This is a genomic window from Nocardia sp. NPDC058633 (genome assembly GCF_042717045.1).
Classification (GTDB): domain Bacteria; phylum Actinomycetota; class Actinomycetes; order Mycobacteriales; family Mycobacteriaceae; genus Nocardia.
The window spans coordinates 1-22,584 of sequence record NZ_JBHXRA010000023.1 but is presented as its reverse complement, the minus strand read 5'-3'; the positions used below and the strand labels follow the sequence as shown (position 1 = coordinate 22,584).

At 62.8% G+C, this 22,584-nt stretch carries 26 protein-coding genes, 1 tRNA gene and 1 pseudogene; 13 read left to right on the top strand and 15 right to left on the bottom strand.

The window, feature by feature from the left end:
• Positions 1-5 precede the first annotated feature (5 nt).
• Positions 6-794, bottom strand: coding sequence for an ABC transporter permease (locus tag ACFWUR_RS26340; protein WP_378910348.1), 789 nt, complete (start codon positions 792-794; stop codon positions 6-8).
• Between the two features lie 20 nt (positions 795-814).
• Positions 815-1,774 carry an ATP-binding cassette domain-containing protein gene (locus ACFWUR_RS26335; protein ID WP_378910346.1) on the bottom strand — a complete coding sequence of 320 codons (960 nt, stop codon included), beginning with the start codon at positions 1,772-1,774 and terminating at the stop codon, positions 815-817.
• Positions 1,775-1,884: 110 nt separating this feature from the next.
• Here ACFWUR_RS26335 and ACFWUR_RS26330 point away from each other — a divergent pair, with 110 nt between their 5' ends.
• Entirely contained in the window at positions 1,885-2,610 is a 726-nt protein-coding gene (locus tag ACFWUR_RS26330; protein ID WP_378910345.1) for a TetR/AcrR family transcriptional regulator, read from the top strand.
• Here the strand turns inward: ACFWUR_RS26330 and ACFWUR_RS26325 are convergent.
• Positions 2,611-2,673 (bottom strand): annotated as a pseudogene (locus ACFWUR_RS26325) (peroxiredoxin); the annotation flags it as partial.
• Between the two features lie 15 nt (positions 2,674-2,688).
• Between ACFWUR_RS26325 and ACFWUR_RS26320 the strand changes: the two are divergent.
• The 6 genes from ACFWUR_RS26320 (at position 2,689) to ACFWUR_RS26295 (ending at position 9,352) form a co-directional block, all read left to right on the top strand.
• A complete protein-coding gene (locus tag ACFWUR_RS26320) occupies positions 2,689-4,221 on the top strand; it encodes a recombinase family protein (RefSeq protein ID WP_378910343.1) in 1,533 nt (510 codons plus the stop codon).
• A 49-nt stretch (positions 4,222-4,270) separates the two neighbouring features.
• Positions 4,271-6,013 carry a bifunctional DNA primase/polymerase gene (locus ACFWUR_RS26315; protein ID WP_378910342.1) on the top strand — a complete coding sequence of 581 codons (1,743 nt, stop codon included), beginning with the start codon at positions 4,271-4,273 and terminating at the stop codon, positions 6,011-6,013.
• Between the two features lie 730 nt (positions 6,014-6,743).
• Positions 6,744-7,082: a hypothetical protein gene (locus ACFWUR_RS26310; RefSeq protein ID WP_378910340.1), complete on the top strand. Its 339-nt coding sequence runs from the start codon at positions 6,744-6,746 to the stop codon at positions 7,080-7,082.
• Positions 7,063-7,593, top strand: coding sequence for a DUF6879 family protein (locus ACFWUR_RS26305; RefSeq protein WP_378910339.1), 531 nt, complete (start codon positions 7,063-7,065; stop codon positions 7,591-7,593). The genes ACFWUR_RS26310 and ACFWUR_RS26305 overlap by 20 nt, the downstream gene beginning before the upstream one ends.
• Entirely contained in the window at positions 7,590-8,423 is an 834-nt protein-coding gene (locus tag ACFWUR_RS26300) for a helix-turn-helix domain-containing protein (protein WP_378910337.1), read from the top strand. Before ACFWUR_RS26305 ends, ACFWUR_RS26300 begins: the two co-directional genes overlap by 4 nt.
• Before the next feature lie 80 nt (positions 8,424-8,503).
• Complete coding sequence (locus tag ACFWUR_RS26295; RefSeq protein WP_378910336.1) at positions 8,504-9,352, top strand: hypothetical protein; 849 nt, start codon at positions 8,504-8,506, stop codon at positions 9,350-9,352.
• A gap of 2 nt (positions 9,353-9,354) precedes the next feature.
• Here the strand turns inward: ACFWUR_RS26295 and ACFWUR_RS26290 are convergent, their stop codons facing one another.
• Positions 9,355-9,909 carry a recombinase family protein gene (locus ACFWUR_RS26290; RefSeq protein WP_378910334.1) on the bottom strand — a complete coding sequence of 185 codons (555 nt, stop codon included), beginning with the start codon at positions 9,907-9,909 and terminating at the stop codon, positions 9,355-9,357.
• Between the two features lie 167 nt (positions 9,910-10,076).
• Between ACFWUR_RS26290 and ACFWUR_RS26285 the strand changes: the two genes are divergently transcribed.
• On the top strand, positions 10,077-10,763 hold the full coding sequence (locus ACFWUR_RS26285) for a restriction endonuclease (RefSeq protein WP_378910333.1): 687 nt from the start codon (positions 10,077-10,079) through the stop codon (positions 10,761-10,763).
• A 243-nt stretch (positions 10,764-11,006) separates the two neighbouring features.
• Here the strand turns inward: ACFWUR_RS26285 and ACFWUR_RS26280 are convergent, their stop codons facing one another.
• Positions 11,007-11,378, bottom strand: a complete 372-nt coding sequence (locus ACFWUR_RS26280; RefSeq protein ID WP_378910332.1) for a hypothetical protein — start codon at positions 11,376-11,378, stop codon at positions 11,007-11,009.
• A gap of 189 nt (positions 11,379-11,567) precedes the next feature.
• A complete protein-coding gene (gene bcp / locus ACFWUR_RS26275) occupies positions 11,568-12,047 on the bottom strand; it encodes a thioredoxin-dependent thiol peroxidase (protein WP_378910329.1) in 480 nt (159 codons plus the stop codon).
• Between the two features lie 75 nt (positions 12,048-12,122).
• On the opposite strand from bcp, the gene ACFWUR_RS26270 reads away from it, so the two are divergent.
• Positions 12,123-12,356 (top strand): DUF3618 domain-containing protein, encoded by a 234-nt coding sequence (locus ACFWUR_RS26270; RefSeq protein ID WP_378910327.1) that lies wholly within the window; start codon positions 12,123-12,125, stop codon positions 12,354-12,356.
• A gap of 67 nt (positions 12,357-12,423) precedes the next feature.
• Here ACFWUR_RS26270 and ACFWUR_RS26265 read toward each other — a convergent pair whose 3' ends face one another.
• Together ACFWUR_RS26265 and ACFWUR_RS26260 are read right to left on the bottom strand one after the other, a co-directional pair.
• Positions 12,424-12,720: an excalibur calcium-binding domain-containing protein gene (locus tag ACFWUR_RS26265; RefSeq protein WP_378910325.1), complete on the bottom strand. Its 297-nt coding sequence runs from the start codon at positions 12,718-12,720 to the stop codon at positions 12,424-12,426.
• A gap of 135 nt (positions 12,721-12,855) precedes the next feature.
• Positions 12,856-13,833 (bottom strand): pirin family protein, encoded by a 978-nt coding sequence (locus tag ACFWUR_RS26260; RefSeq protein WP_378910324.1) that lies wholly within the window; start codon positions 13,831-13,833, stop codon positions 12,856-12,858.
• A gap of 70 nt (positions 13,834-13,903) precedes the next feature.
• Here ACFWUR_RS26260 and ACFWUR_RS26255 point away from each other — a divergent pair, with 70 nt between their 5' ends.
• Positions 13,904-14,368: a MarR family winged helix-turn-helix transcriptional regulator gene (locus tag ACFWUR_RS26255; RefSeq protein WP_378910322.1), complete on the top strand. Its 465-nt coding sequence runs from the start codon at positions 13,904-13,906 to the stop codon at positions 14,366-14,368.
• 42 nt (positions 14,369-14,410) lie between these two features.
• Complete coding sequence (locus ACFWUR_RS26250; protein WP_378910320.1) at positions 14,411-15,214, top strand: alpha/beta fold hydrolase; 804 nt, start codon at positions 14,411-14,413, stop codon at positions 15,212-15,214.
• Positions 15,215-15,218: 4 nt separating this feature from the next.
• Here the strand turns inward: ACFWUR_RS26250 and ACFWUR_RS26245 are convergent, their stop codons facing one another.
• Complete coding sequence (locus ACFWUR_RS26245) at positions 15,219-16,106, bottom strand: LysR family transcriptional regulator ArgP (protein ID WP_378910318.1); 888 nt, start codon at positions 16,104-16,106, stop codon at positions 15,219-15,221.
• A gap of 71 nt (positions 16,107-16,177) precedes the next feature.
• Here ACFWUR_RS26245 and ACFWUR_RS26240 point away from each other — a divergent pair, with 71 nt between their 5' ends.
• Positions 16,178-16,798 (top strand): LysE/ArgO family amino acid transporter, encoded by a 621-nt coding sequence (locus ACFWUR_RS26240; RefSeq protein WP_378910316.1) that lies wholly within the window; start codon positions 16,178-16,180, stop codon positions 16,796-16,798.
• Positions 16,799-16,841: 43 nt separating this feature from the next.
• Here ACFWUR_RS26240 and ACFWUR_RS26235 read toward each other — a convergent pair whose 3' ends face one another.
• The 6 genes from ACFWUR_RS26235 to ACFWUR_RS26210 all read right to left on the bottom strand — a co-directional run bounded on the left by ACFWUR_RS26235 (position 16,842) and on the right by ACFWUR_RS26210 (position 20,928).
• Positions 16,842-17,186 (bottom strand): hypothetical protein, encoded by a 345-nt coding sequence (locus ACFWUR_RS26235; protein WP_378910315.1) that lies wholly within the window; start codon positions 17,184-17,186, stop codon positions 16,842-16,844.
• Between the two features lie 75 nt (positions 17,187-17,261).
• Entirely contained in the window at positions 17,262-17,882 is a 621-nt protein-coding gene (locus ACFWUR_RS26230; protein WP_378910313.1) for a transglycosylase SLT domain-containing protein, read from the bottom strand.
• A gap of 654 nt (positions 17,883-18,536) precedes the next feature.
• Positions 18,537-18,977, bottom strand: coding sequence for a hypothetical protein (locus tag ACFWUR_RS26225; RefSeq protein WP_378910312.1), 441 nt, complete (start codon positions 18,975-18,977; stop codon positions 18,537-18,539).
• Complete coding sequence (locus ACFWUR_RS26220) at positions 18,974-19,561, bottom strand: hypothetical protein (protein ID WP_378910311.1); 588 nt, start codon at positions 19,559-19,561, stop codon at positions 18,974-18,976. Before ACFWUR_RS26220 ends, ACFWUR_RS26225 begins: the two co-directional genes overlap by 4 nt.
• A 163-nt stretch (positions 19,562-19,724) precedes the next feature.
• The gene (locus tag ACFWUR_RS26215) at positions 19,725-20,540 is read right to left on the bottom strand and encodes a hypothetical protein (protein ID WP_378910309.1); all 816 of its coding nucleotides are present in this window, start codon (positions 20,538-20,540) and stop codon (positions 19,725-19,727) included.
• 315 nt (positions 20,541-20,855) lie between these two features.
• A tRNA-Lys gene (locus ACFWUR_RS26210) sits at positions 20,856-20,928 on the bottom strand.
• A gap of 315 nt (positions 20,929-21,243) precedes the next feature.
• On the opposite strand from ACFWUR_RS26210, the gene ACFWUR_RS26205 reads away from it, so the two are divergent.
• A complete protein-coding gene (locus ACFWUR_RS26205) occupies positions 21,244-22,452 on the top strand; it encodes an Ig-like domain-containing protein (RefSeq protein ID WP_378910308.1) in 1,209 nt (402 codons plus the stop codon).
• Positions 22,453-22,584: the final 132 nt, after the last annotated feature.

Sequence of the window (22,584 nt, the reverse complement as noted above, 5' to 3'; positions counted from 1 at the left end):
TGGTTTCAGACGCTGGTGCGCCGCCGGAACAGCACTCCTGCCGCGACGTACCCGGCCAGGGCGATACCCGAGCACCACAGCACCGCGAGCACACCACTGTGGCCGATCGGCGTGCCCATCAACAGCCCGCGCATCGTTTCGATCACCGGGGTCACCGGTTGATTCTCGGCGAACCAGTGCAGCCACACCGGCATCGACTCGGTCGGCACGAAAGCGCTGCTCACGTACGGCAGGAACATGAACACGAAGGTGAAGCCGTTGGCCGCCTCGGGATTTCGCGCGAGCAGGCCGAGCGCGGCGGACAGCCACGACAGCGCGAACACGAACATCGCCAGCAGTCCGGCCACGCCCAGCCAGCGCAGCGGATCGGTGGTCGGTCGGAATCCGATCGCGACCGCGACCCCGATCACGATCCCCGAGGTGATCAGATTGCGGATCACGCTCTCCGTGACATGGCCGGTGAGCACCGCCGAGCGGGCGATGGCCATGGTCCGGAACCTGTCGATGATGCCGTCGGCCAAGTCGGTCGACAGTGAGACCGCGGTCGTCGATGCACCGAAACCCGCGCACAGCAAGATGATTCCTGGAACTACGTAGTCGATGTAGGTGACAGGACCGACGTCCATCGCGCCGCCGAAGACATAGACGAACATCAGCAGGATTATCACGGGCAGCGCGATCGTCATGATCATCGTGTCGGGACTGCGCAGGGTGTGGCGGATGTTGCGGTCCAGCATGGTGGCCGAATCCTGGACGGTGCGTAGCGTGCGCTGGGCGGGAGACAGGGTGGTCATGGTGTGTCTCGTTTCGATGTTCAGGCGACCGAGGCGGCGCTGCGGGGTTGACCGGTCAGGGCGAAGAAGACGTCGTCGAGGTCGGGCGTGTGCACGGTGAGCTGCTGGATCGCGATGTCGAGGTCGGCGAAGCGGTCGAGCAGTTGCTTGATCTCGGCGGCGCTGCCGTCCGAGGGCACCTGCAGGGTCAGCTGGTCGTGGTCGACCTGGGCGCCCGCGGCGTCGACGGCCTGAGCGCCGGCTACGAGCAGGTGGTGGTCGGCGAAGCTCAGCCGGATGTGGCCGCCGGGCACCAGGCGTTTGAGTTCGGCCGGTGTGCCGTCGGCGACGATGCGGCCGTTGTCGAGCACGGCGATCCGGTCGGCCAGTTGATCGGCTTCCTCCAGGTATTGAGTGGTGAGGAAGATGGTGGTCCCGTCGGCCGCGAGTTCCCTGATGCCCGTCCAGAGGTCGCGACGGCTACGCGGATCGAGGCCGGTGGTCGGCTCGTCGAGGAAGACGATGCGTGGTCGGCCCATCAGGCTCATGGCCAGATCCAGCCGCCGCCGCATACCGCCGGAGTAGGCGCTGACCGGTCGATCGGCGGCGTCGGCGAGCTCGAAACGGTCGAGGAGCTCCGCGGTGCGGCGCTTGGTCTCGGTGGCGCCCAGATGCAGCAATCGGCCGGTCAGGCGCAGGTTCTCGGTGCCGGTCAGCACGAGGTCGACGGCGGCGTACTGGCCGGTGACGCCGATCAGCCTGCGCACGGTGTCCCCGGCGTGGGCGGGGTCGTGGCCGAAGACGCGTACCCGGCCGCCGTCCGGTGGGATCAGGGTGGCCAGGATGCGCACCAACGTCGTCTTGCCCGCGCCGTTCGGGCCGAGCAGCGAGAAGACCGTCCCGGTCGGGATGTCGAGGTCGAGGTCGTCGAGGACGACGTTGGTGCCGTAGACCTTGCGCAACCGGCTCATGGTGAGCGCGGGCGCTGAATCGGGTGACATTGATTTCTCCGATCGAGAAACTGTTTATGTGATAGATATAGTTTATAGGGTAATCAGTTCTTTGGCGCAAGTGTGGGCACCGATAGAGTCGACGCGAGCAGAGGAGGACGATGACGACATCCGGGGATCAGGCGCTGCCCAAAGCGGTCCAGTTGATGTGGGGCCTGGAGGAACCGGGCGGTCGCGGGCCCAAGCGGGCCCTGACCATCGACCAGATCCTGGATGCGGCCATCGAGGTGGCCGACGCGGAGGGCTATGCGGCGCTGTCGATGAACCGGGTCGCCAAGCAGCTCGGTTTCACAGCCATGTCGCTGTACCGCTACGTCGACAGCAAGACCATGCTGGTGAATCTGCTGGTCGACCGAGTTGTCGGGCTGCCGCCCGCTGGCGTGGCCGGCGCCACGTGGCGGGCCGGGCTACACCAGTGGGCGGTGGCCGAATTCGAGGCCATCGGCATTCACGAGTGGTGGGTCGACATTCCGCAGAGTGGGCCGCCGATGGGTCCGAACAACATGGCCTGGGTCGAGGCCGGGCTACAGGTGCTCGGCGCGGTGCCGGTGTCGGAATCGGTCAAACTCCAGCTGGTGATGAACTTGTCGATGTTCGTGGTCGGCAGGCGACGAGCGGCCAGGGACCTGCGGATCGGCGAGGGCGGCGACTTCGGCGCGGTCATGGCCAGGGTGCTCGACCCTGGCCGCTTTCCCGCGACATCTGCCGCCCTCGCCGAGGCGGCGTTCGAGAGCGAGGAAATCGACTGGGAGAAAGCCGATTTCGAGTTCGGATTGGCGCGGCTGCTCGACGGTTACGAGATCTACATCCGCTCGTTCGGCGGCTGACTACACCGACAGATCGCGGCGCAACTTCGCGACGTGGCCGGTGGCGCGGACGTTGTACTGAGCGCTACTCTTGACAACGTGACGTTGAGAGCGATTGTCGGTGCCCGCGTATCCAAGATGCAAGGGCAAGAGAAGGTTTCGCACCTTGCTCAGAAGGAGGACGGCCTACGGTGGGCTGCCGTCCAGGGGTACGAGGTGGTCGACACTTTCGAGGATCTGGGAGTGTCGGCAGGCAAGACAACTCCGTTCGAGCGTCCTGACCTGGGTCAATGGCTCAAACCGGAACGGTTGCACGAGTGGGACGTGATCGTGTTCCAGAAGATCGACCGGGCATTTCGATCTACTCGCGACTGTGTGGACTTCGCCAAGTTCATCGAGGAGAACAAAAAGGTACTCGCCTTCTCCGGTGACGGCATGGTGCTGAACTATCGAGACCAGGCGTCGACTACGTTCGAGTCTCAGATGGCGGAGTTCTTCATCTACATCGGATCATTCTTCGCTCAGATCGAGCTGAATCGGTTCAAGAGCCGTGCTCAAGATCGAATGAGCCAACTGAAGATGACTGACCGGGTATCGCACGGCGTAGCTCCGTTCGGGTACCGCACAGTTCCGCACCCATCGGGTAAAGGCAAAGCGCTGGAGCGCGATCCCCAATCCCACGATGTGCTCCATGCGATGAAGTCCAGGCTTCTGGAGGACCACTGGTCCTTGACGAAATTGTGTGTGTGGTTGAACGACGAAGGCACGAAGACTGCTGTCGCCAGGTCGCGAGGTTCTGGTGCGTGGTCGGTAACTACGGTCCGTCGAGTGCTGTCGTCGCTACGGACGCAGGGCCTGAAGGTCAGCCGCCAGGGTGGTGCTGAGCACCCTGTGCTGGATGCTCAGGGCAACGTTATTCGGATGGCTGAACCGACGTTCTCGGACGAGGACTGGCAGCGTATCCAGTCTGTCTTGGCAGCCAAGGCTCAGAGCGGCAAGGCTCGGCAGATGACGGATAATCCGATGGCTGGTATTGGCCGGTGCTTGGAGTGCGGTTATTCGTTGAGTCAGCACCGCCGAAACGTGAAGAAGAAGGACGGTTCCGAGAACGTCCACACCTACATCCGGTGCGGTCGGACGCCAGGAGGCTGCAAGGGTGCTGTGCGGCTCGATGAGGTCGAGCAGAAGATAGCGGAGCTGATCGAGGACTACTCGGATTTGGAAGTGACCAAGCAAGTGTTCCGGCCCGGCGAGGACCACACGCAGGATCTCGAGATAGCCGAGAAGGCACTAGTACGGTTGCGTTGGGAATCGGACAACGGTCTGGTCGACGATGAAAACGTTTGGCGTAGTCGCTTGACGTCGTTGTCCTCCCGCGTTCGCGAGCTGGGGAAGGACACCGTGATCCCAGCGCGATGGGAGACGGTCGGAACAGGTGCGACCTACGGGGAACTTTGGAGCAATCCGGGCACTGATCGCAGGCAGGTATTGAGGGAATCTGGAGTAATTGTCGGGCTGCAAGATGGGAAAGTTCGAGTCCGTATTCCGGATGACTGGCCCGAACCTGCTTGGGCTACTGACCCCCAAAATGAGGAGCCTGCCAACCCTGAGTTAGCGGCACTCCCTGAGTAGTCGATGGAGTTTCGGCAAATGATTTTTCGGTGTGAGTGTGCGAGGGCTGATGGCGATAGGCAAAGTGAATAAGCAAGTTTCGGGCGGTGCTGCCGCTCACTTGGGCTTCTATCTGGATCGTGGCTGTGTAGTCGTGCCCTGCCTGCCGGGCAAAAAACACGTGGTGAAGGGCGCTGGGGACTGGACCCCCGAGCGCTCAGTAGCCGACCGAGAGAGGCTGTCTCGCAATGCCGCTGTCCGGAACGGCACCGGCGGTCTCCTGGTGGTCGACATCGACGCAAAGCACGGTGGGTCGCTCGGTCTCATGGCTGAACTGTTCCCTGACAGCACGATGACACGAACTATCCAGACGGTGTCACCTGGTGTGAATGGTCTTGGAGCGCAACTGATCTACTCGATACCTGATGGGTTCAAGATTCGGCAATGCGTCTTGGCCCGCAACGATCAGGGCGAGCCAATGATCGAAGTGGCAGCGTTCGCGATGCTGCCTGGTTCTCGCGCTCGGGGTTCGGATGGCAAGCAGCGGTTCTACGAGGTCGTCCGTGATCTGTCCCCATACGCCGCAACACCGGAACTGTTGGCAGCTGTTGAAGCGAGGGCGGTAGTCGAAGGCTCCGATGCTGCACCGGCCGATAGGGACATTGCCGACGCGCGTATTCAGCTGAATGCCATGGTCGCTCGGGTGGCGGCTGCCGGACCTGGCCAGCGGAACGAGGTCTTCACCCAGTGCGCCCTCCCCGTTGTGCGGCTGTGCGATGTACTCGATGAGGACCCGGAGGACGTCCTCACGTCGGCTTACGAACAGTCTGGCGGAACAGATAGGGGTTGGATCGCATCGGCTGTCCGCTCAGCTGTTAGAGGGGCGACTGGTGGGCCACTCGGACCACAAGGGCTTGGACAGTGGGCGAAGGCGCGACTCTCGAAGATTGAGACGTGGGCAAGGTTCGCGCCTTGGTGCGGGAAGGCGGGGCCGTCCGACAGGCGAGTGCTGCTCGCCTTGGTAGCGGCATGCGTTGGGCAAGGGAACACCGAGACGACGCTAGGCAGAAGGAAACTCGCCGTCATAGCAGGTGTCTCCGAAGAGGCTGTTGAGGATGCGCTGAAGCGGCTAACTACCCAGGGGCACCTCCAGACATTCAAGCAGGAGAAGTGGTCTGTGCGTCGTCCTCTGCCGCCGGTGGAGGACAACTCACACATGTTCCCCCCATTAGTAAGAGAGATACCTACTACAGGAGATCTTTCAGATGACCTATGGAAGGGGTTGAGTCCCCTTCACATGATTTGGAGTACTCCCAAGACCGCCAAGGGTCTTGGGTTGGATGGTCGCCATGGTCACCTGTATGACCTCGTGTGCGGTGGGCTGACAACAGCCAAGGCGCTAGGTGACTACATCGGTTCTCGTCCTGACTCTCTCAACCGGCCACTAGTCCGGATGGTTGAGGTCGGCTTGTTGGTGAAGTCCGGTAGGGGGTTCGCACCGGCCGATGATGCCGGGCAGCTTGCCGACAAGCTTGCCCTTGAGCTTGGTGCGGTCGAGGTATGTGCACACCGCGAGAACAGGTACCAGGACGATGACGTCAAGTGGGTTGAAGTCCAACGGCGGCAACGTGAATCCGCTCAGCAGCCGAGCAAGGTCCACGACTCGATCGTGGACTTGTTGGAATCGTCTGTCCAGCAAGAGTTGTCCGACCAGGAGAAGGCCGAGATTCTGCAAGAGGTAGCGGAAGAGGCTGAGGACGAGCGTAGGCGCTGGGAGGACGAGCAAGAGCTGATGCGGCAGTTGGGAATCTGATGTAGGCCCCTGGGGACTACCCCTCCACCCTCGGGGATTGGCACCTCTCTGTCATATGGTCCACACGCACGCATGGGGAGGGGGCCGGGGCCCATTCGACGCGACCTTGCGCGTTGGGGTGGCTCATTCGGGCCACAGAATCGCTGCGACCAAGACGACCGCCGGAACCCCGAACGCTACGAACCATCCGGCCAGGATCATCTGTCCCGGCTCTCCGCTGCCGTCAACCAATCCGCGATGTTCTCCAAGCTCCCGTGACAGACGACCCGGAACGGGTTCGACAGCTGCCATCCATACGGCGGTTCTTCGGCCCTGCGGATGCCCATCGAACGATTGGCTGCACGCTCGTTCAGTGCGTCCAACTGGGCTTGTATCGCCTTGCTCATGATGTTCGCCGTTTCGGTTCCCACCGGGCGAGTGCTTCGAGCAATCTCCGGATCACTTCGGGCGGAGCGACCTCTATGGGGTCGAGCCGTATCGGCTTCGGTATGCGTTGTGGGAGCACTGCGGCCCTCCTGTGGCGCTCGTTGGCTTCCACCCCCGGCGGGGACGCTTAGTTCACCCGCCGGGAGCGTTGAGACGAACTTACGAACCAACGAACCGGTGTCGATACAAACTTGACAGAACTTGCCCGTATTGGTGTCTAGCTGCCTCATAGACGCCCGAAATCAGCGACACTAGACATTGCACATGCCAAACAATGCCAAGCCGTCAGACGGGGGTTCATGTCATGTTGAAGCTGAGGTTCTTGGGCAATGGTGGGTCGGGTACGGGTGAGTGCCCGGCGTTGTACGCGACAGACCAGGACACCTACGCGATACAAGGCTGGACCACCAGCCAGGCTGACACGATTGAGATCCCACACTTGCTGTTGGGTTTCGCTGAGTCTGATACCTACGTTGGCGCTCAGCTCGATGACACTGGAAGGGGAACGTTCACCCTCACAGGTCGGCCTGTCACCGACCCTGAGACCCTGGCACAAGTGAAGAACCTTGCCGAAGACGAATCGGTCATCGAGGTTCCCAAGAACACGCGGAGGTTCTACGGCAATGCTGCTGCGGCTCAATGATGAACCAGACCTCTGGGAGTCGCTGTTCGCGGAGTGCGAGCAGGAGGCGTTCCACCTAGAGACTCTGGACGCTTACTCGGTGGCATCCGAGTCCGAGCCATTCCGGCGGTTCCTCGCGGGTGAACCAGCAGATAGCACATGGTTTGATCCGTGGCGTTCGCTAGTCAGGCACACCACCGGACGCGGTGTGGCGATTCGTCGAGTTCGGGTACTCACCGAGCCAGTGAGTGACTACCACCGATGGATTCTGACTCTGAATCCCGAGAGCATCGAGGCTGGCGAAGACATTCGGTACTTGCCTCGACACAACGCGGGAGTGCCGCCGCTCACCGAGGACTACTGGTTGCTCGATGGTTCTCGGGTAGCTTTCCACGCCCGAGACACGGCTACTCGTGGTCGCGGCGTTGTAATCACCGAAGACCCTGGCCTGGTTGGGTACTGCGTGGAGCAACGAAACCGCGTGTGGAAGCTTGCAACGCCTTTCAGCGAGTACGTGGAACACATCGCGTGACCTCACCTCGCCAAGCTCGCGAGGAACTGGGTCGACGACTTCGTGAGATTCGTAGGGATGCTGAGCTGACCGGCCGCCGGTTGGCTCAGCTCTCCGGGTGGCACGAGTCCAAGGTCTCGAAAATCGAGAACGGCACCAGGCCGCCCAACGAGGCGGACCTCCGCGCGTACGCCGCGCATACCGGCACCGCGGATCAGCTGCCGGACCTGATCGCCACTCTGCGAGGCATCGAAGCCGCGTACATCGAGTGGAGACGACTCCTCGCTACGGGCACTCGACGCCGACAAGAACGATCCGTGACTCTCGCGGAGGAAACCCGCCTACAGCGGGTGTACGAGCCGCAGATCATTCCCGGAATCTTCCAGACTCCCGAGTACGCCGAACAGATTCTCAGGCGTGCAGTTCGGTTCTACGGCATCCCCGACGACGTAGATGCTGGGGTGTCGAAACGCATCGAGCGTCAACAGTGGTTGTACCGGGGAGACCGTAGGTTTCACGTCCTGGTCACGGAGCAGGCTATCTACAATCCAGTCGGCGGTCCTGGCGTCCATCGCGGGCAGCTTGACCGTCTGTTGTCAGTCTCGGGGCTACCCCGCGTGATTCTCGGGGTCATTCCTGCATCGGCTCCGATGCCGATGCAATCAACCAACTTTGTGGTGTTCGATTCTAGGTTGGTGCTGGTCGAAACTCCCACAGCGGAGCTGTCGATCACCCAGCCCAGGGAGATCGAGACCTTCTCTCGATTGTTCGCCGAACTATCAGAGGCATCGGTGACGGGGGAGCCCGCGCGCCGACTCATCCGACTGGCGATCGACACGCGGAGCAGGTAGATCTGGCTGGCCACCGTGGCGTTCGATTTCTATGGAAGAATTGTCCGATAATGTAATTATGCAGGGCGGAAGGAGTGGTTGTGACATTAATTGTGGCTGGCATTCACGGAAAGAGGATATCTGTCGTTGGTGATACGAAGATTAGCTTCGCTGCTATGCGTGAAGGTGGTAGGCGAAGAAGTATGAGAGTTTACGACGGTCCAGTGCTGAAGCTATCAATTGTTCGTAGCGATTTGGCGATTGGGGTCGCTGGAGATGACCCGGTACACGCGCTCAGGGAGACCGCGTTCTCCTGGGATAAGCCGATCGAGGTCATGGTTGATGCATTGTGTCAGTACTCGGAAGAGAGTCGTCGACGTTCGGAAACGAATCTCGGTGCCGCATTTCTGGTGTGCGCCCTAAATCCATTGTCTATTTGGCGAATTGAGAACGGGGTGGCCTATAATCGAAGCAGTAGACCTGACCTTGCCTGGGTCGGCGACAACGAGCCGTTCGAGATGTTCGAAGACCTCTACAATGAATGGCCTAACCACTTCAGTGTCGAATTTCGTCTCTTGTCATCAATGCAGGGAATTGTCACCGGACCGTTCGCAAGTGCGAAGTCGTCCGTTGGGGGGCATGCAGTTCATGTCACCACCGTTGATGGCAGATTTCAATACCTTGGGAATCAAGAGGCTGTTTTTGCTCCAACGCCAGGGAATGGACATTTCTTTCACCAGCGTCTAGCAATTGGCGCGAGCTCAACTCCGGGTGCGCTTGGATGCTTCATAGAGGGTCGGCGTCGCCAAGCCCTTTTTCGGCATCAGAAGCCCTGGGAACCAATATGGATAGATGGCGAGACTGTGGAGCAAATGATTAATGCTGCGGCTTCTGAATTCGATCAGTATCTAAAAGCGGCAGATAGCTTCCTGCCTACCGGAAATGAGTAGACCTACCCGGCGGTCAAGTAGCGATACACGGTCGCACGGGAACATCCGAGCATCTTGGCGATGTCGGGTGCGGTGATCCCCATAGTCTTGAGGTCCCGAGCCTTGGAGGCATCCGCATCGTCAATCTTCCGAGGGCGACCGCCCTTGCGTCCATTCGCTGCCGCAACGGCGAGACCTGCCTTGGTTCGCTCGATCATGGTGTCACGCTCAAGCTGAGCGAATGCCGCCATCACGGTGAGCATCGCCTTGCCCATCGGGCCATCGGTGTGAAGACCCTCGGTGACGCTGCGGAATCCGATACCGCATTCCGTCAGTCGCTCGATGAGCTGAAGTACATGAATTGTGTTGCGGCCCAGCCGATCTAGCTTCCAAACGACTAGGACGTCACCGTCGCGAAGGTGGTCCAGGCACCGATCCAGTTCGGGGCGCTGCGCCTTTGTGCCTGACGCACCGTGATCGGTGAAGGTGCGACCGCACCCAGCTGCCTCAAGCGCGTCGAGCTGAAGCTGGGGGTCCTGGTCGGCGGTGCTGACCCTGGCGTAGCCGATGAGTGCCATCTTGATCCTGTCTCAAAAACCCGTCGTGTTGACAGTTTTGAGACTAGAGGTTTTGAGACAGGTTTTCAAGACGGTTGGCCGTAGGTTTTCCCTGCACGGATGGTGACCAACAATCGCCCTGTCTCAGTCGCAACAAGGGATCGTTTTTGAGACAGTGCCGCAACAGAATGCTCCCGCCTGCCGGATCGATGATTGAGTATCGTTTCCGGTGGACTGAAACCCTCATGACGCTGGGAGCTCTAGTGGCGAATGAAGCTCAAGACGCTGATTGGTCGCATGGTAGGACTCTCGATGTTGCGATAACTCCTGCTGAGTTCGAAGCCTTCGTGGCTGACCTGTTCGAAGCCGCCATGGGCGATCCGATCGAAGATCTACGAGTGGCGGTTCAGGAGTCGATTCAAGGCGTTGACGGGCAGTACAAGATCGACGCGACCGTTCGGTTCCGGCTCGGGGGTATGGATTTTCTCGTCCTTGTCGAAGCCAAGAAGCACACGGGTTCGATCGAGCGTCAGGTTGTGCAGGTCTTGAAGGACAAGATGCACAGCGTGGGTGCCCAGAAGGGTGTGGTGATCGCAACAGCTCCGTTTCAGAGTGGCGCGATCGACTACGCGGAGATGCATGGCATCGCCCTGGTCACGGTTTCGGAGGGCCGCTTCACATTCGAATCACGTGGGGCTGGAACCGATTCGGAGTTGACTCGCGAGGAGGCGCGAGTGCTGGGGTCTCCCGACTTCGTGGGGCACGTGCATCGAGCCAACGGTGAACGCGTGCTCGTCAGCTCCGAGATTCCGGACTACATCCCAGAACTGCTCCTCGGAATCGAGGGGATAACAGGCGTCGAGGGCGACGGCTGAGGGGTGTTCTCGCCGCCGCTGCGCCAGTCTTCCGCTCAGACGGGAGTAGGTGGCTCTTCTGGGTCACATCCCCTGGTCGCTTTGGTATTCGCTGCTCCTCTCTGCCCCTGACTGCCCGACCCTGGGATAAAGGCTTCTCGCCCCCGCAGTCTCGGGCTAGGACGTCGCCAGCCACCCAGGGGGGGACCCCTGCCCCGCACGTCAGGATCGGTTCGTAATGCGGCTGCCAGGTTATGTACGGGTTTATAGTCTGGTGGCGCGGCCCAATTGTTGCTCAGCCGCTTGTAGTTGCAGTGCCATGTGCAGCGACGTACCGCAGTGGGGGCAGGTGTCCGGCTTCGGCTCAATATCACCGTCCCACGCTGGATACGAATATGTCAGCGGGTAGCCCTGGTAGGTGAAATCCCCACCTCTGTCGAACATCCAGTGCTCGTCATGCACTCGGGCGGCGTACCGTTCATCAGCGGAGAGCCCTTGCGCTTCGTCGTAGTACGACGCTTGCAGCAGCGGTGGGTTTCGAATCTCTGTGTCCCAGAGCTTGGCCGTGACGGAGCGCGTGGTGGTGGCCGCGCCACCATCACGCATCTCCTTGATCTTCTCCTCGGCAAGCGCCATGGCCTCAGCCTCCGAGGTGAAGGTTCGTCCCCCGCTCCTGATCCCCCCTGTTCCTCGCCAGTGGAGGTGGTAGGTGGTCGAGACAAGATACTGCGGCAGCTTCTTCCGTTGTCCCATGGCCGTGCAACCTACAGTCGGAGGCGGGATCTCGGGGACGGATTAGGGCCACCTGACTGGTCTGGGCGCTTTCTACTTCCGTTTGCCCAGGATTCGGTCGATGTTGATTGTCGTATGTGCAGCCTTGACGTTGTACTGGGCGAGTTCGATCATGCCCTTCTCGTCGACCAGGAAGGTCGAGCGGATCACGCCGGTCACGGTCTTGCCGTACATCATCTTCTCGCCGAAGGCGCCCCACTCCTCGAGCACCTCGCGCTCGGGGTCGGACAGCAGCGGGAAGGTCAGGCCCTCGTTGTCGCGGAACTTCGCCAGCTTGGCGGGCTTGTCGGGCGAGATGCCGATGACCTCGAGGCCCGCGCCGCCGAGCTCGGCGAGATTGTCGCGGAAATCGCAGGCCTGCTTGGTGCAGCCGGGCGTGCTGGCTGCCGGGTAGAAATAGACGATCACCTTGCGGCCGCGGTAGTCCGACAGTGAAACGTCGTTGCCGTCGGCGTCGGGCAGCGTGAACTCGGGGGCGGTATCTCCGGGGGAGAGGCGATGGTTGTCGGTCACCACCGCACGGTAACCGACCGGGTCGCCGAGGCGCATGGATAGACTCGGTGGCGAGCAGCAGACATATACCTGGAGGTGACGGTGGCCAAGGACGACACCGACCGGATCGAACGCGAGATCGAGATCGCGCGTACCCGGTTGGCGACCACGCTCGACGAACTGGCGGTGCGCGCCGATCCGCAACGGATCGCAGACGACACCAAGATGATGGTGGTCGCCAAGTTCAATGAGCCGAAGGTCAAATACGCGCTGGTCGGAGCAGGTGCCCTCGTGGCCGGCCTGTTTCTGATCAAGATCTTCCGCCGCTGAATCAGCCGGTAGGGCAACAAAAAACACCCGATGTGCCAACGAGTCACATCGGGTGTTTTTGTGCTTTTTACTGGGTGGGGCAAGCCAGGCCGTCGCCGTCCGGGTCGAGGTGCGGGGAGTAGCCCGCCTCGCCACGGAACAACGGCGCGCGGCCCGCGGCCATCGCCTCGTCGCAGCTGCGGAACGCACCACCGGCCGAACCGGACTGGACCAGGTTGGCCGAGCCGGTCGCACCGAGAATGGAGTCGAAGCTGGACGATCCGGTGCCCGCCGAGCCCGCGAACGGGTTGGCGCCGGCGACGGGAGCGGCGATCAGGGCGAGCCCTACGGCGGCAAGGCTGACAGTGAGCCGGCGAACGTTCATGAATTCCTCTATGTCTGCTGCGGTTCGAGTGTGGTCACGGCCACGATGATGGCCGGTAGGCCCCGTCCACCTTTATGACGGGGCGACCGATTGTCAACCGCACGCGGAGCGAGATTCGCCGCGAGACCGCCTCGGTTATTCGCCCAGCCTGCGCCCGGTCAGGTGTTCGGCCGGAATGGTGCCCATTCGACCCGCGTTGAAATCCTCCATCGCGTCGATGATTTCCTGGCGGGTGTTCATCACGAACGGCCCGTATTGAATCACCGGTTCGCGCAACGGCATTCCGCCGAGCAGCAGGATCTCGAGGTCGCCGGTGGTGCTGTGCTGGGTGGTGTCGGCGGTCAAGGTGATGGCCTCACCCTTGCCGAAGACCACCAGCTGCCCGGTGCTGATGGGCCTGTGGTCGACGCCGACCGTGCCACTGCCCGACAGCACATAGGCCATCGCGGTGAAGTCCTTGGGCCACGGTGTTTCCAGTTGGGCGCCGGGTACGAGCGAGGCGTGGGCGTAGGCGATCGGGGTGTAGGTGGAGCCGGGACCGGCGAAACCGGCCAGCTCGCCGGCGATGACGCGCACGAGCGCACCGCCGTCGTGCGAGCTGACCAGGGTCAGTTCACTCGCGCGCAGGTCCTGGTAGCGCGGGGTGGCGAATTTGTTGGACCGCGGCAGGTTCACCCACAGCTGGATGCCGTGAAATGTGCCCCCGGAGATCACGAGTTTCTCCTCGGGCAGTTCGTCGTGCAGCATGCCGGAGCCCGCGGTCATCCACTGCGTGTCGCCCTCGCCGATGACACCGCCGCCACCTTGGGAATCGTGGTGGACCATGGTGCCGTCGAGCATGTAGGTGACGGTCTCGAAGCCGCGGTGCGGATGCCACGGCGCGCCCTTGGCCTCGTACGGCTCATAGGCGACGGGGCCCATCTGGTCGAGCAGGATGAACGGGTCGGCCGAGCGCAGGTCGACGCTGGGGAACGGCCGGGTCACCTCGAATCCAGCGCCTTCGCGTTGACGCGCGGCGGTGACGATCTGACGAACGGGTCGCTGGGTGTCGGTGACATCGGGGCGCGGCAGCCGGGGCAGCACCATGATGTCGTCGACGGTGATAGCTGGCATGGGTTGCCTCCTGGAAGCTACGAACTCAGTTGGTTTCCATGTCAACCAACCGCGTTCTAGAATCATTCCCGTGCCCCGATGGTTGTCCGAAGAAGAGCAGCAGACCTGGCAGTCCTACATCCTGATGCGTCAGCGTCTCGACGCCGCGCTGGCGGCGGGACTGGCCGAGCACCGACTGTCGATGGCCGATTACGAGCTGTTGGTTCCGCTGTCGGCGGCCCCCGACGAATGCCTGCGCGCCAAGGAGTTGGCGGCCGCGGTGTGCTGGGACAAGTCCAGGCTGTCCAAGCAACTGGCCAGGATGGCGACGCGCGGACTCGTCGACCGGGTGACCGCCGAGGACGACGCGCGCGGAATCGTCGTGTCACTGACCGACGCCGGGCGCGAGATTCTGCGCCGGGCCGCGCCCGAGCACGTCGAATTGGTGCGGGAGATGTTCGTCGACCGGATGACCGACGCGGAAAGCGCGGCGATCCGCTCGCTGGCGGAGAAGGTGATAGCGGCCGGCGAGGTCCGCAGCGGTTCACTGAGCTGACAGCGGTCTTTGTCGACCGGTACCGTCGCGGTAGCTTGAGCTATGCCCATCGCCTCGCTCAACGGCATCCAGCTCAGCTACGACGTCACCGGTTCGGGACCGCTGGTCCTGCTCGTGATGGGTAGTGGCAGTCCTGGACGTGTCTGGCGCACCTATCAGGTGCCTGCTCTGGTCAAGGCGGGGTTCACCGTCGCAACTGTCGACAATCGGGGGATCGCGCCGTCGTCGGAGTCGGCGTCCGGGATCACCATGGCGCAGCTGGTCGGTGACACCGCCGCGCTGATCGGACACCTCGGTGCCCCGGCGCATGTGGTCGGCACCTCGATGGGGTCGCGGATCGTCGCCGAGCTCGCACTGGCTCGGCCGGAGCTCGTTCGCAAGGCGGTGATGTTCGCCGCGACCGCGCGTCCACATCCGGTGACGAGTGCGCTCAGCAAGGGCGAGCAGGCGTTGTTCGACAAGGGGATCGAGCTGCCGCCGGAGTACGCGGCAGCTGTCAAGGCGATGGTCAATCTGTCACCGCACACCCTGGCCGATCCGGCCAAGGCCCAGGAGTGGCTCGACATCTTCGAATTCACCTCGGGGAGGGGAACTCCCGGAACTCGGGCGCAAGCGGGGATGGATCGGTCGCAGGATCGACGGCAGGCCTATCGCGCGATCTCGGTGCCCAGCCTGGTGGTCGGGTTCGCCGACGATCAGATGGTGCCGCCGCGGTTCTGTCGTGAGGTCGCCGAAGCGATCCCGACGGCTACCTACACCGAGATCGAACGATGCGGGCACTACGGGTATCTGGAGCGGCCTGACGAGGTCAATCGTGTGCTGATCGAATTCCTCTCCGCGGCTTGATCGTTCACAGCAGTGCCGACGCCGCGGCGGCCGCGATCGCGGTGGCGACCGAGGTGAGGGCGGGGGAGTGTAGTTTCCACTGCTGCCAGTAGAGGGGAACGTCGATGTGGGAGTCGCCGTCGATGTTCACCAAAGTCCCTGCGGTGCGGTCCTTCTCGGTTTGCAGGTCGGGCAGCATGCCCCAGCCGAGCCCGAGCCGCACCGCGTCGGCGAACGCGCTCGACGAGGGTACGTAGTGACTCGGCGGATCGACGTGGCGACGGGTGCGACGGCGTAGTTGACGGAACTGGAGATCGTCCTTGCGATCGAAGTGCACCACGGGCGCCCGGGTGTAGGCGGCAGCTGTCGGGCCGTCGGGGAACCAGGTGCGGACGAACCGTGGCGTCGCCGCCGGGCGGTAGCGCATCGCGCCGAGCGGGGTCACCGTGCAGCCCTGCACCGGCGTGGCGGTCGCCGTGATCGCCGCTGTCACCGTGCCGTCGCGTAGCAACCGGGTGGTGTGTTCCTCGTCTTCGCGGTGCAGGTCGAAGGAGATCCCGGCGGGCACGCTCGCGAGCGCGGACATCACCCACGATTCGAGGGAGTCGGCGTTGACGGCGATCGGGATGCGGATCGGCTGGTCGGCGGGGCGGTCGGCATCGCCGAGTTCGCGCGCGGTATCGCCTGCGAGTAGCTCCACCTGCCGGGCCAACCGCAGGACCGCGAGCCCGGATTCGGTGGGGCGCACCGGTTTCGAGCGTTGCACCAGCACGCGCCCCGCCGACTCCTCCAGTGCCTTGATCCGTTGGCTGATCGCCGACGGGGTGAGGTCGAGTCGGCGCGCGGCCGCGTCGAAGGTGCCCTCGGTGAGGACGGCGTTGAGCGCGCGCAGCTGGTCCAGTTGGAGATCCACATCAGCAACTCTAATGGTTGTTAAGAATCATTAGCTGGACTGAAAATAGGCGGGCTCCTAACGTCGATGATGTGACGGCATCATCGGCGGCGCTGGCCGCCCTCTCCGGATTGGGCTTCGGGCTCTCGCTCATCGTGGCGATCGGCGCGCAGAACGCGTTCGTGCTGCGTCAGGGGGTGCGTGGGCAGCACGTGCTGCCGGTGATCGCGGTGTGCGCGGTGTCCGACATCGTGCTGATCGGCGCCGGCGTGGCCGGGTTCGGGGCGGTGGTCGAGTCGTTTCCGGCCGTGGTGACCGTTGCCCGATACGCGGGTGCAGCTTTCTTGATCGGCTACGCGTTGCTGGCCGCTCGGCGCGCGCTGGGTTCGTCGACCTTGATCACCGAGGCGGCGGGAACCTCGGTGGCCGTGGGGGCCTCCGTACTCACCTGCTTGGCGCTGACCTGGCTCAATCCGCACGTCTATCTCGACACGCTGGTCCTGCTCGGCTCCTTCGCCAGCACCTACGCGACGCCGGACCGGTGGTTCCTCGCCGCGGGCGCCATGCTCGCCAGCGTGATCTGGTTCGTCGCCCTCGGCTACGGCGCTCGCCGACTCGGACCGCTCTTCGCGCGCCCGATCGCGTGGCGGGTTCTCGATTCGGTGATCGCCGTCGTCATGCTCGCGTTGGCCCTCGGGCTGCTGCTCGCGTGAGATCTCGCGAATCGACGGTGGGTGCGCCTGCGCGGGGGACTTGTCAGGAGTCCGCTGCCCAAGGCTTCACCGGGGGCTTCACCCACAGCAGCTTCTCGTCGGCGTGGGTGCGCACCGCGGCGTCGTGGTCGGGATTGCGCGCCGCCCAGGCATCCTTCTGATCGAGCAGCTCGGCGACCACCTGCCAGGTCTCGCCGGTGCTCGGCGGGTTGGTGTCGGCGGCGCGGGCCAGCTTGCGCAGGGTCGCCGCGGGCAGGGCGAGGAGTTCGGCGCTGCGGATGTCGCGTGACCAGGCATAGGCGGCCATGCGGCGGGCCTTGGCGACGCGGCTGGCGGTAGCCGCGTCGGAATGCGCGTGATCGGGTGCCTGATCGGCGCTGTCTGGCACGACGGCGATTCTACGACGAAACGCCCGCGCTCCGGTCGGCGACGACCAGGCGCGGGCGTTCACCCGTCGGGTTGCTCAGTAAGCGGAGTTGACGTTGTCCATGGAGCCGTAGCGCTGCGCCGCGTAGTTGCAGGCCGCGACGATGTTGGACACCGGGTTCCAGACATCGAAGGGGGTGCCCTCGACGTGGTAGGCCGCGAAGGTGGGGTCGATCACCTGGAGCAGGCCCTTGGAGGGGATGCCGTTGATCGCGTTGATGTCCCACAGGTTGATCGCCTGGGGGTTACCGGTCGACTCACGCATGATGTTGCGATGGATGCCCTCGTAGCTGCCGGGGATGCCCTTGGCGGCCATGATGTCGAGCGCTTCGCTGATCCAGCCGTGCAGGTCGTTGCTGTAGGCCTTGGGTGCGGGTTCGGGCATCGGGGCAGGCGCGGCCTCGGGAGCCGGCGCGGGGGCGGCCTCCGGTGCGGGGGCCGGTGCCGGGATGGCCTGGATGGCGGGTGCGGCGGCAGCGGGGATGTTCTCCGCCTGCTCGACGACCACGGCGGCACGCTCGGGAACGCTGTCGTCGGCGAACGAGACGGCGGAGGACGCGGCTACGGCGACCAGGCCGACCGCGGCGACTGCCACGGTGAACGCCTCACGGCGCGAGCGACGGCCGATAACGGTGCTGAGCTTGTCTTTGTTGAGCATTGCTTTTCTGTTCCTTCATCTCTGTCTGGCGACGCAGGCCCTGGAGAGGGCGCGATGGATCGCGCAGCGCGCACGGAAGTACACGCCGGTCAGGCGATGCGTTGTTTCTGTCTGTGTATGGGAAGGTGCGACACTGTCGGGGGACGAACGCTCGATGGCTGTTCATCGCTGGCGTCGCACGGTGCTCCACAGCTGGCTGCGGGGAGACCACGCGCTGTTCGGTGCTATCGGAGGTTGGATACCTCCGGGCTGACCAAACCGCAGGTCTGTTTGTGACCTGATGACAGAATGGTCACGACTGGTTAACGCAAGGTGAACGAAACTTGAACGGCAAACGTTGCCGATCTTGTTTCCTTGCTGGGCAGTTGCAGAATCGTTATGTATGCAGGAGGTTTACGACCCTGCTCTGCGTGGCGGTCGTCACATAAAAAGTTTGCCCGAATCAGGTTTTGGGCGGGTTTGCCCAGCTCGCGGCAGTCCGAATCGGGGTTTCGGCGCTAGCACACGGGCATGTCCATGGCGGTCCGATAACGAGATCGTGACCGTGGCTAGACAAGCTCCCCCCGGGCTTGTGGGTACCACAGCTGATCGTCGGCGGTCACTGGTTTGACTCTCGTGGTTGAGACCATCCATATCGGGGACTCGCCATCCGGTTCAGCAGTCCGTGTGAACGAAGACCCGGCTTGTCTTGTCGCCGCCGTCGTGGATGACCACGTACCTTCTCGGATCCCGGTAACCCTCGACCGAGTGTTCGTTTCCGGCGTCAGACGTCAGCAGATCGCTCATCCCGGTCGCCTCCCAGTACGGCTTCCACGGCGAGGGCACGCCGGGAGCGAACTCCGCGAATCCGGATCGTTGCTTGAACTCGCTGACCGATCCGGTGGGAATGTCGACTACGGCTATCGAAGTCGACTCTCTGAAACGGGTGTCATGCTGGTACCACGCGATATTCGCGTCCTCGGGGAAGGATAGGTCTGCGCACGTCGACAGGTGGCTCATCTCGTCCTCCTTGTCGGCGGAACATCCCCCGATCCCGACAAGAGCTGTGCACGCAACGATGAACAGGGCGACAGGCTTTCCGCTGTAGTACCTCACAGTTTCTCGACCCGTCTGAACTGTAGGGTGGCCTCGCCGTGGACGCGGAAACTCCGTGCCCAACCAGCTTCTTCGAGGTGGCGCATCTCGTTGTTGACGACGCCTCCGGGACTGGTCTCGGAGTCTTTGTCGAAGTTGTAGAACTCGTAGATATAGCTCTTGTAGATGATCTCGGCCTGGAGACTGCCGTCCGCGTCGGAGATCGTTGTGTCGCTGCTGACTGCCACATCGTAGTGGCCCAATGCGTTGTCGATGTCGTCGTCGTCTCCTGGCTGTACGCCGAGCCATGCTGAGGTCAACTCGTGCGTGACACCGATCTGGGGGTTCAGGCGTGCCTGATTCTTTATTTCCTCCAGGCATTGGGTAATTGCTTCTTTTGCGCCGCTGGTGGCCATTACCCGCTCGAAGTGGAGACTGCTGATCTCGTAGATGAAACCGGCTTCGTTGTTGCCGAGGTACGTGCCGAGGATATCTTCGGAGAAATCCCATCCACGGACGTCGAAGTACGACTGCGCTGCGGCGGCGTCCACGCTGGCAGCAGCAGCGACTGTCTTGTCGACGGCGCTGGTTTTCGAGCCGTACACCGCGCGATCCGCGGGCAGGTCGGGATCAGGACCACTTTGTCCGGCACCTCGTACTCCGTCGCAGAGAAGGTCGGGGCCGTTTGTCCCGGGGCGTATTCGAGTGCCTGGGCGATCTTCCCGATCATGGTCGTGATCGCATCACGCCGGGCGTCAGATGCTGCTTTCAGCGCATCGACTGGGACAGCCCACTGCTCCAACCCATCGCCTGGTTGTACACCAGACGCTCGAGGCGAACCCCACCGTTTGTGACGATCTTCGCCACGACGTCCAAGTCGAAGCTCCGCGTGGAGATGGCCTGTCCGAGGGTGTTTGCACTCGACGCGAAGGACTCCGAGGTGTCTCCGGACCAACTGCTTTGCAGCCACCGAACGCCGCTCGACAGGTTCTCCGACGCCACGAAGTCGTTGATGCCCAGCTGTCGAATCCGACTGCCCAGGGTCTCCAATGTTTCCCAGTCCGAGGCCAGCGGGACGAGGTAGTCCGCTGTTGGCTTGATTCCGATCGCCCGGCTCAGCGGATCATCGAAATGCGTGAGCAGCTCGATCGCCGAATCGACCACCTGGCGAACGGTGAACTGGCCGTCCTCGACCGCTGGCAGCGTCGGCAATCGCAGACCCGCGAATCGGGTGACTCCGCCGCCGTTCGATGTCTCGTGCCATTGATCATTCGTCGTGCTCGCCGAGAGAGTCGAGATCGCCTGCGCGGAAGCATCATCGGTACCTTGGAACTGACGTGAAGCCGCCGAAAGGCCTGTGCTGTACGACGAGAGAGTGGTTCGATCCTGCTGATGTGACGTGGCCAACGTCCCCCGAAAGTTCTCGAACGACGATGCCAACGAGGCGAGTAACCCGGCCGTTCCGCTGGGAAGCGCGAGATCCGACAACATGCGCGAGGCGTTGGACGAGAAGTTCGTCTCCAGGTCCCGCAGGTCCAACCCGAATCCGTCGAGACTGGCCACCTGTGCGGTGAAGTCGTTCATAATTTTCCCCCTCGGCACGACGGTACCAGTGCAGTGGTGTAGATCGCTGAATGATCAAGTCCCGCTTAGGAAACCGCCCGTCGCGGGAGACACGCACGGCGTCGAGTTCGTAGGAGGCAACGAACTCGCGCTCGGGCGGCGTCCTGGGGCCAGACCGATTGTGTGACGCTGATCTCTGAGGCGCCGGATTCGGTGGATGACGCGAAGTAGCTGGGTCACTCCCACGAGGGGGTGCCTTCTCGGTGGCTGCCCCGGTTCGACAGGTGGAACGATGGAAGCCCCTGACCGTTGGACCTGGTCAGGGGCTTCCTGTTGTGCGCCATCAGGGACTTGAACCCCGAACCCGCTGATTAAGAGTCAGCTGCTCTGCCAATTGAGCTAATGGCGCGTGTTTTGTTCTTCGCCCCGTCTCCGGTGCGGAACAAACATTAGCAGGCCGCGGGTCGGAAAGTGAAATCGGGCGCTGACCAGCAACAATCCGGCATCTGGGGCGTTGTTAACGCCGACGGCCCTTGTGCGTATCTAACGACTGTGACTTGGTCGTGTCGCGGGTCTTTCCCGTTGGAACCGGCCGGGTCAGCTGGCAGAATGGGCGAGACGTCGAGTTCGTAACGCCCCCCGCCGACAGCGGATGGCTCTAGCGATTCGGGTCGGTGGGATCTGCGGCGCACTGTAATCGCGTCGGTACGGAAACGGGGTTGACATGGGTAAGAAGCGGGGGCGACCTCGGTCGCTACGGACGATCGTTCCGGTGGTGCTGTTGGCGGTGTTCGCCCTCGGGGCGTCGGCGTGCTCGGCGGCGGAGGGCAGCGGTGTGGAGGTGGCGATCGATCGCAACCCGCTCGCCGAACTCATCAAGCCGAAGCTGGTCTCGACCGTCAAGGACGGACAGGTCGGCGTCTCGCCCGGTATGCCGCTGGCCTTCCAGGTCGAGGACGGCAAGTTCACCGATGTCACGCTCACCAATCCGCAGGGCGCACCGGTGGCGGGTCAACTGGCCGCGGACGGGCGCTCCTGGTCGACGGCCGAGGTGCTCGGGTACGGCAAGACCTACAAGCTCACGGCCGCGGCCATCGGGCTCGGCGGGGCGAACTCCTCGACGATGAGTTTCACCACGAGCTCGCCGAAGAGCCAGACCAAGCCGTACCTGCTGCCCGGCGAGGGTGACGTGGTCGGTATCGGTCAGCCGGTGGCGATCCAGTTCGACGAGAACATTCCCGACCGCCGTGCCGCACAAGAGGCCATCAAGATCACCACTGAGCCTGCTGTCGAGGGTGCGTTCTACTGGGTGAACAATCGCGAAGTGCGGTGGCGCCCGGAGCACTACTGGGCACCGGGCACCAAGGTGACCGTGGATGTGAACGTCTACGGCAAGGACCTCGGCAAGGGTCTGTACGGTCAGGACGACATCCATTCGTACTTCACCATCGGCGACGCGGTGATCTTCACCGCCGACGACAACACCAAGCAGGTGGTGGTGGAGAAGAACGGTGAGGTGATCAAGACCATGCCCACGTCGATGGGTAAGGACAGCACCCCTACCGACAACGGCATCTACATCGTCAGTGATCGGCACGAGAAGATCGTCATGGATTCCTCGACCTACGGTGTGGCGGTGAACTCGGCCGACGGGTACCGCACGCCGGTCGACCACGCGACGCGAATCTCCTACAGCGGCATCTTCTTCCACTCGGCACCGTGGTCGGTCGGGCAGCAGGGCTACTCCAACGCCAGTCACGGCTGCCTGAACCTGAGCCCGGCGAACGCGCGCTGGGTGTACGAGAACGCCAAGCGCGGCGACATCACCATCATCAAGAACACGGTCGGTGGCACCCTGTCCGGTGTCGACGGGCTGGGTGACTGGAACATCCCGTGGTCGGAATGGAAGGCGGGCAACGCCGACGCTCCGTAGGCGTGTGACGCACGAAAAATAAAGGGGCACCGGAAGTTGAACTGCTCCCCGGAAGTTGGACTGAGAAATTCAGATCCGACCTCCGGGGAGCAGTTTCATGCGTGCGCGAAGTTCGTTGTCCGAGGAGCAACG

Excerpts from the sequence above, each read along its gene's own strand:
- ACFWUR_RS26290 (WP_378910334.1), bottom strand. The coding sequence starts at position 9,909 with ATGGCACTCATCGGCTACGCCAGGGTCAGCACCGCCGACCAGGACCCC.
- ACFWUR_RS26315 (WP_378910342.1), top strand. The coding sequence starts at position 4,271 with ATGGCGATAGGCAAAGTGAATAAGCAAGTTTCGGGCGGTGCTGCCGCT.
- ACFWUR_RS26260 (WP_378910324.1), bottom strand. The coding sequence starts at position 13,833 with ATGCCAGCTATCACCGTCGACGACATCATGGTGCTGCCCCGGCTGCCG.
- ACFWUR_RS26285 (WP_378910333.1), top strand. The coding sequence starts at position 10,077 with ATGCTCCCGCCTGCCGGATCGATGATTGAGTATCGTTTCCGGTGGACT.
- ACFWUR_RS26250 (WP_378910320.1), top strand. The coding sequence starts at position 14,411 with ATGCCCATCGCCTCGCTCAACGGCATCCAGCTCAGCTACGACGTCACC.
- ACFWUR_RS26335 (WP_378910346.1), bottom strand. The coding sequence starts at position 1,774 with ATGTCACCCGATTCAGCGCCCGCGCTCACCATGAGCCGGTTGCGCAAG.
- ACFWUR_RS26205 (WP_378910308.1), top strand. The coding sequence starts at position 21,244 with ATGGGTAAGAAGCGGGGGCGACCTCGGTCGCTACGGACGATCGTTCCG.
- ACFWUR_RS26265 (WP_378910325.1), bottom strand. The coding sequence starts at position 12,720 with ATGAACGTTCGCCGGCTCACTGTCAGCCTTGCCGCCGTAGGGCTCGCC.
- ACFWUR_RS26310 (WP_378910340.1), top strand. The coding sequence starts at position 6,744 with ATGTTGAAGCTGAGGTTCTTGGGCAATGGTGGGTCGGGTACGGGTGAG.
- ACFWUR_RS26230 (WP_378910313.1), bottom strand. The coding sequence starts at position 17,882 with ATGCTCAACAAAGACAAGCTCAGCACCGTTATCGGCCGTCGCTCGCGC.
- ACFWUR_RS26215 (WP_378910309.1), bottom strand. The coding sequence starts at position 20,540 with ATGAACGACTTCACCGCACAGGTGGCCAGTCTCGACGGATTCGGGTTG.
- ACFWUR_RS26305 (WP_378910339.1), top strand. The coding sequence starts at position 7,063 with ATGCTGCTGCGGCTCAATGATGAACCAGACCTCTGGGAGTCGCTGTTC.
- ACFWUR_RS26330 (WP_378910345.1), top strand. The coding sequence starts at position 1,885 with ATGACGACATCCGGGGATCAGGCGCTGCCCAAAGCGGTCCAGTTGATG.
- ACFWUR_RS26280 (WP_378910332.1), bottom strand. The coding sequence starts at position 11,378 with ATGGCGCTTGCCGAGGAGAAGATCAAGGAGATGCGTGATGGTGGCGCG.
- ACFWUR_RS26340 (WP_378910348.1), bottom strand. The coding sequence starts at position 794 with ATGACCACCCTGTCTCCCGCCCAGCGCACGCTACGCACCGTCCAGGAT.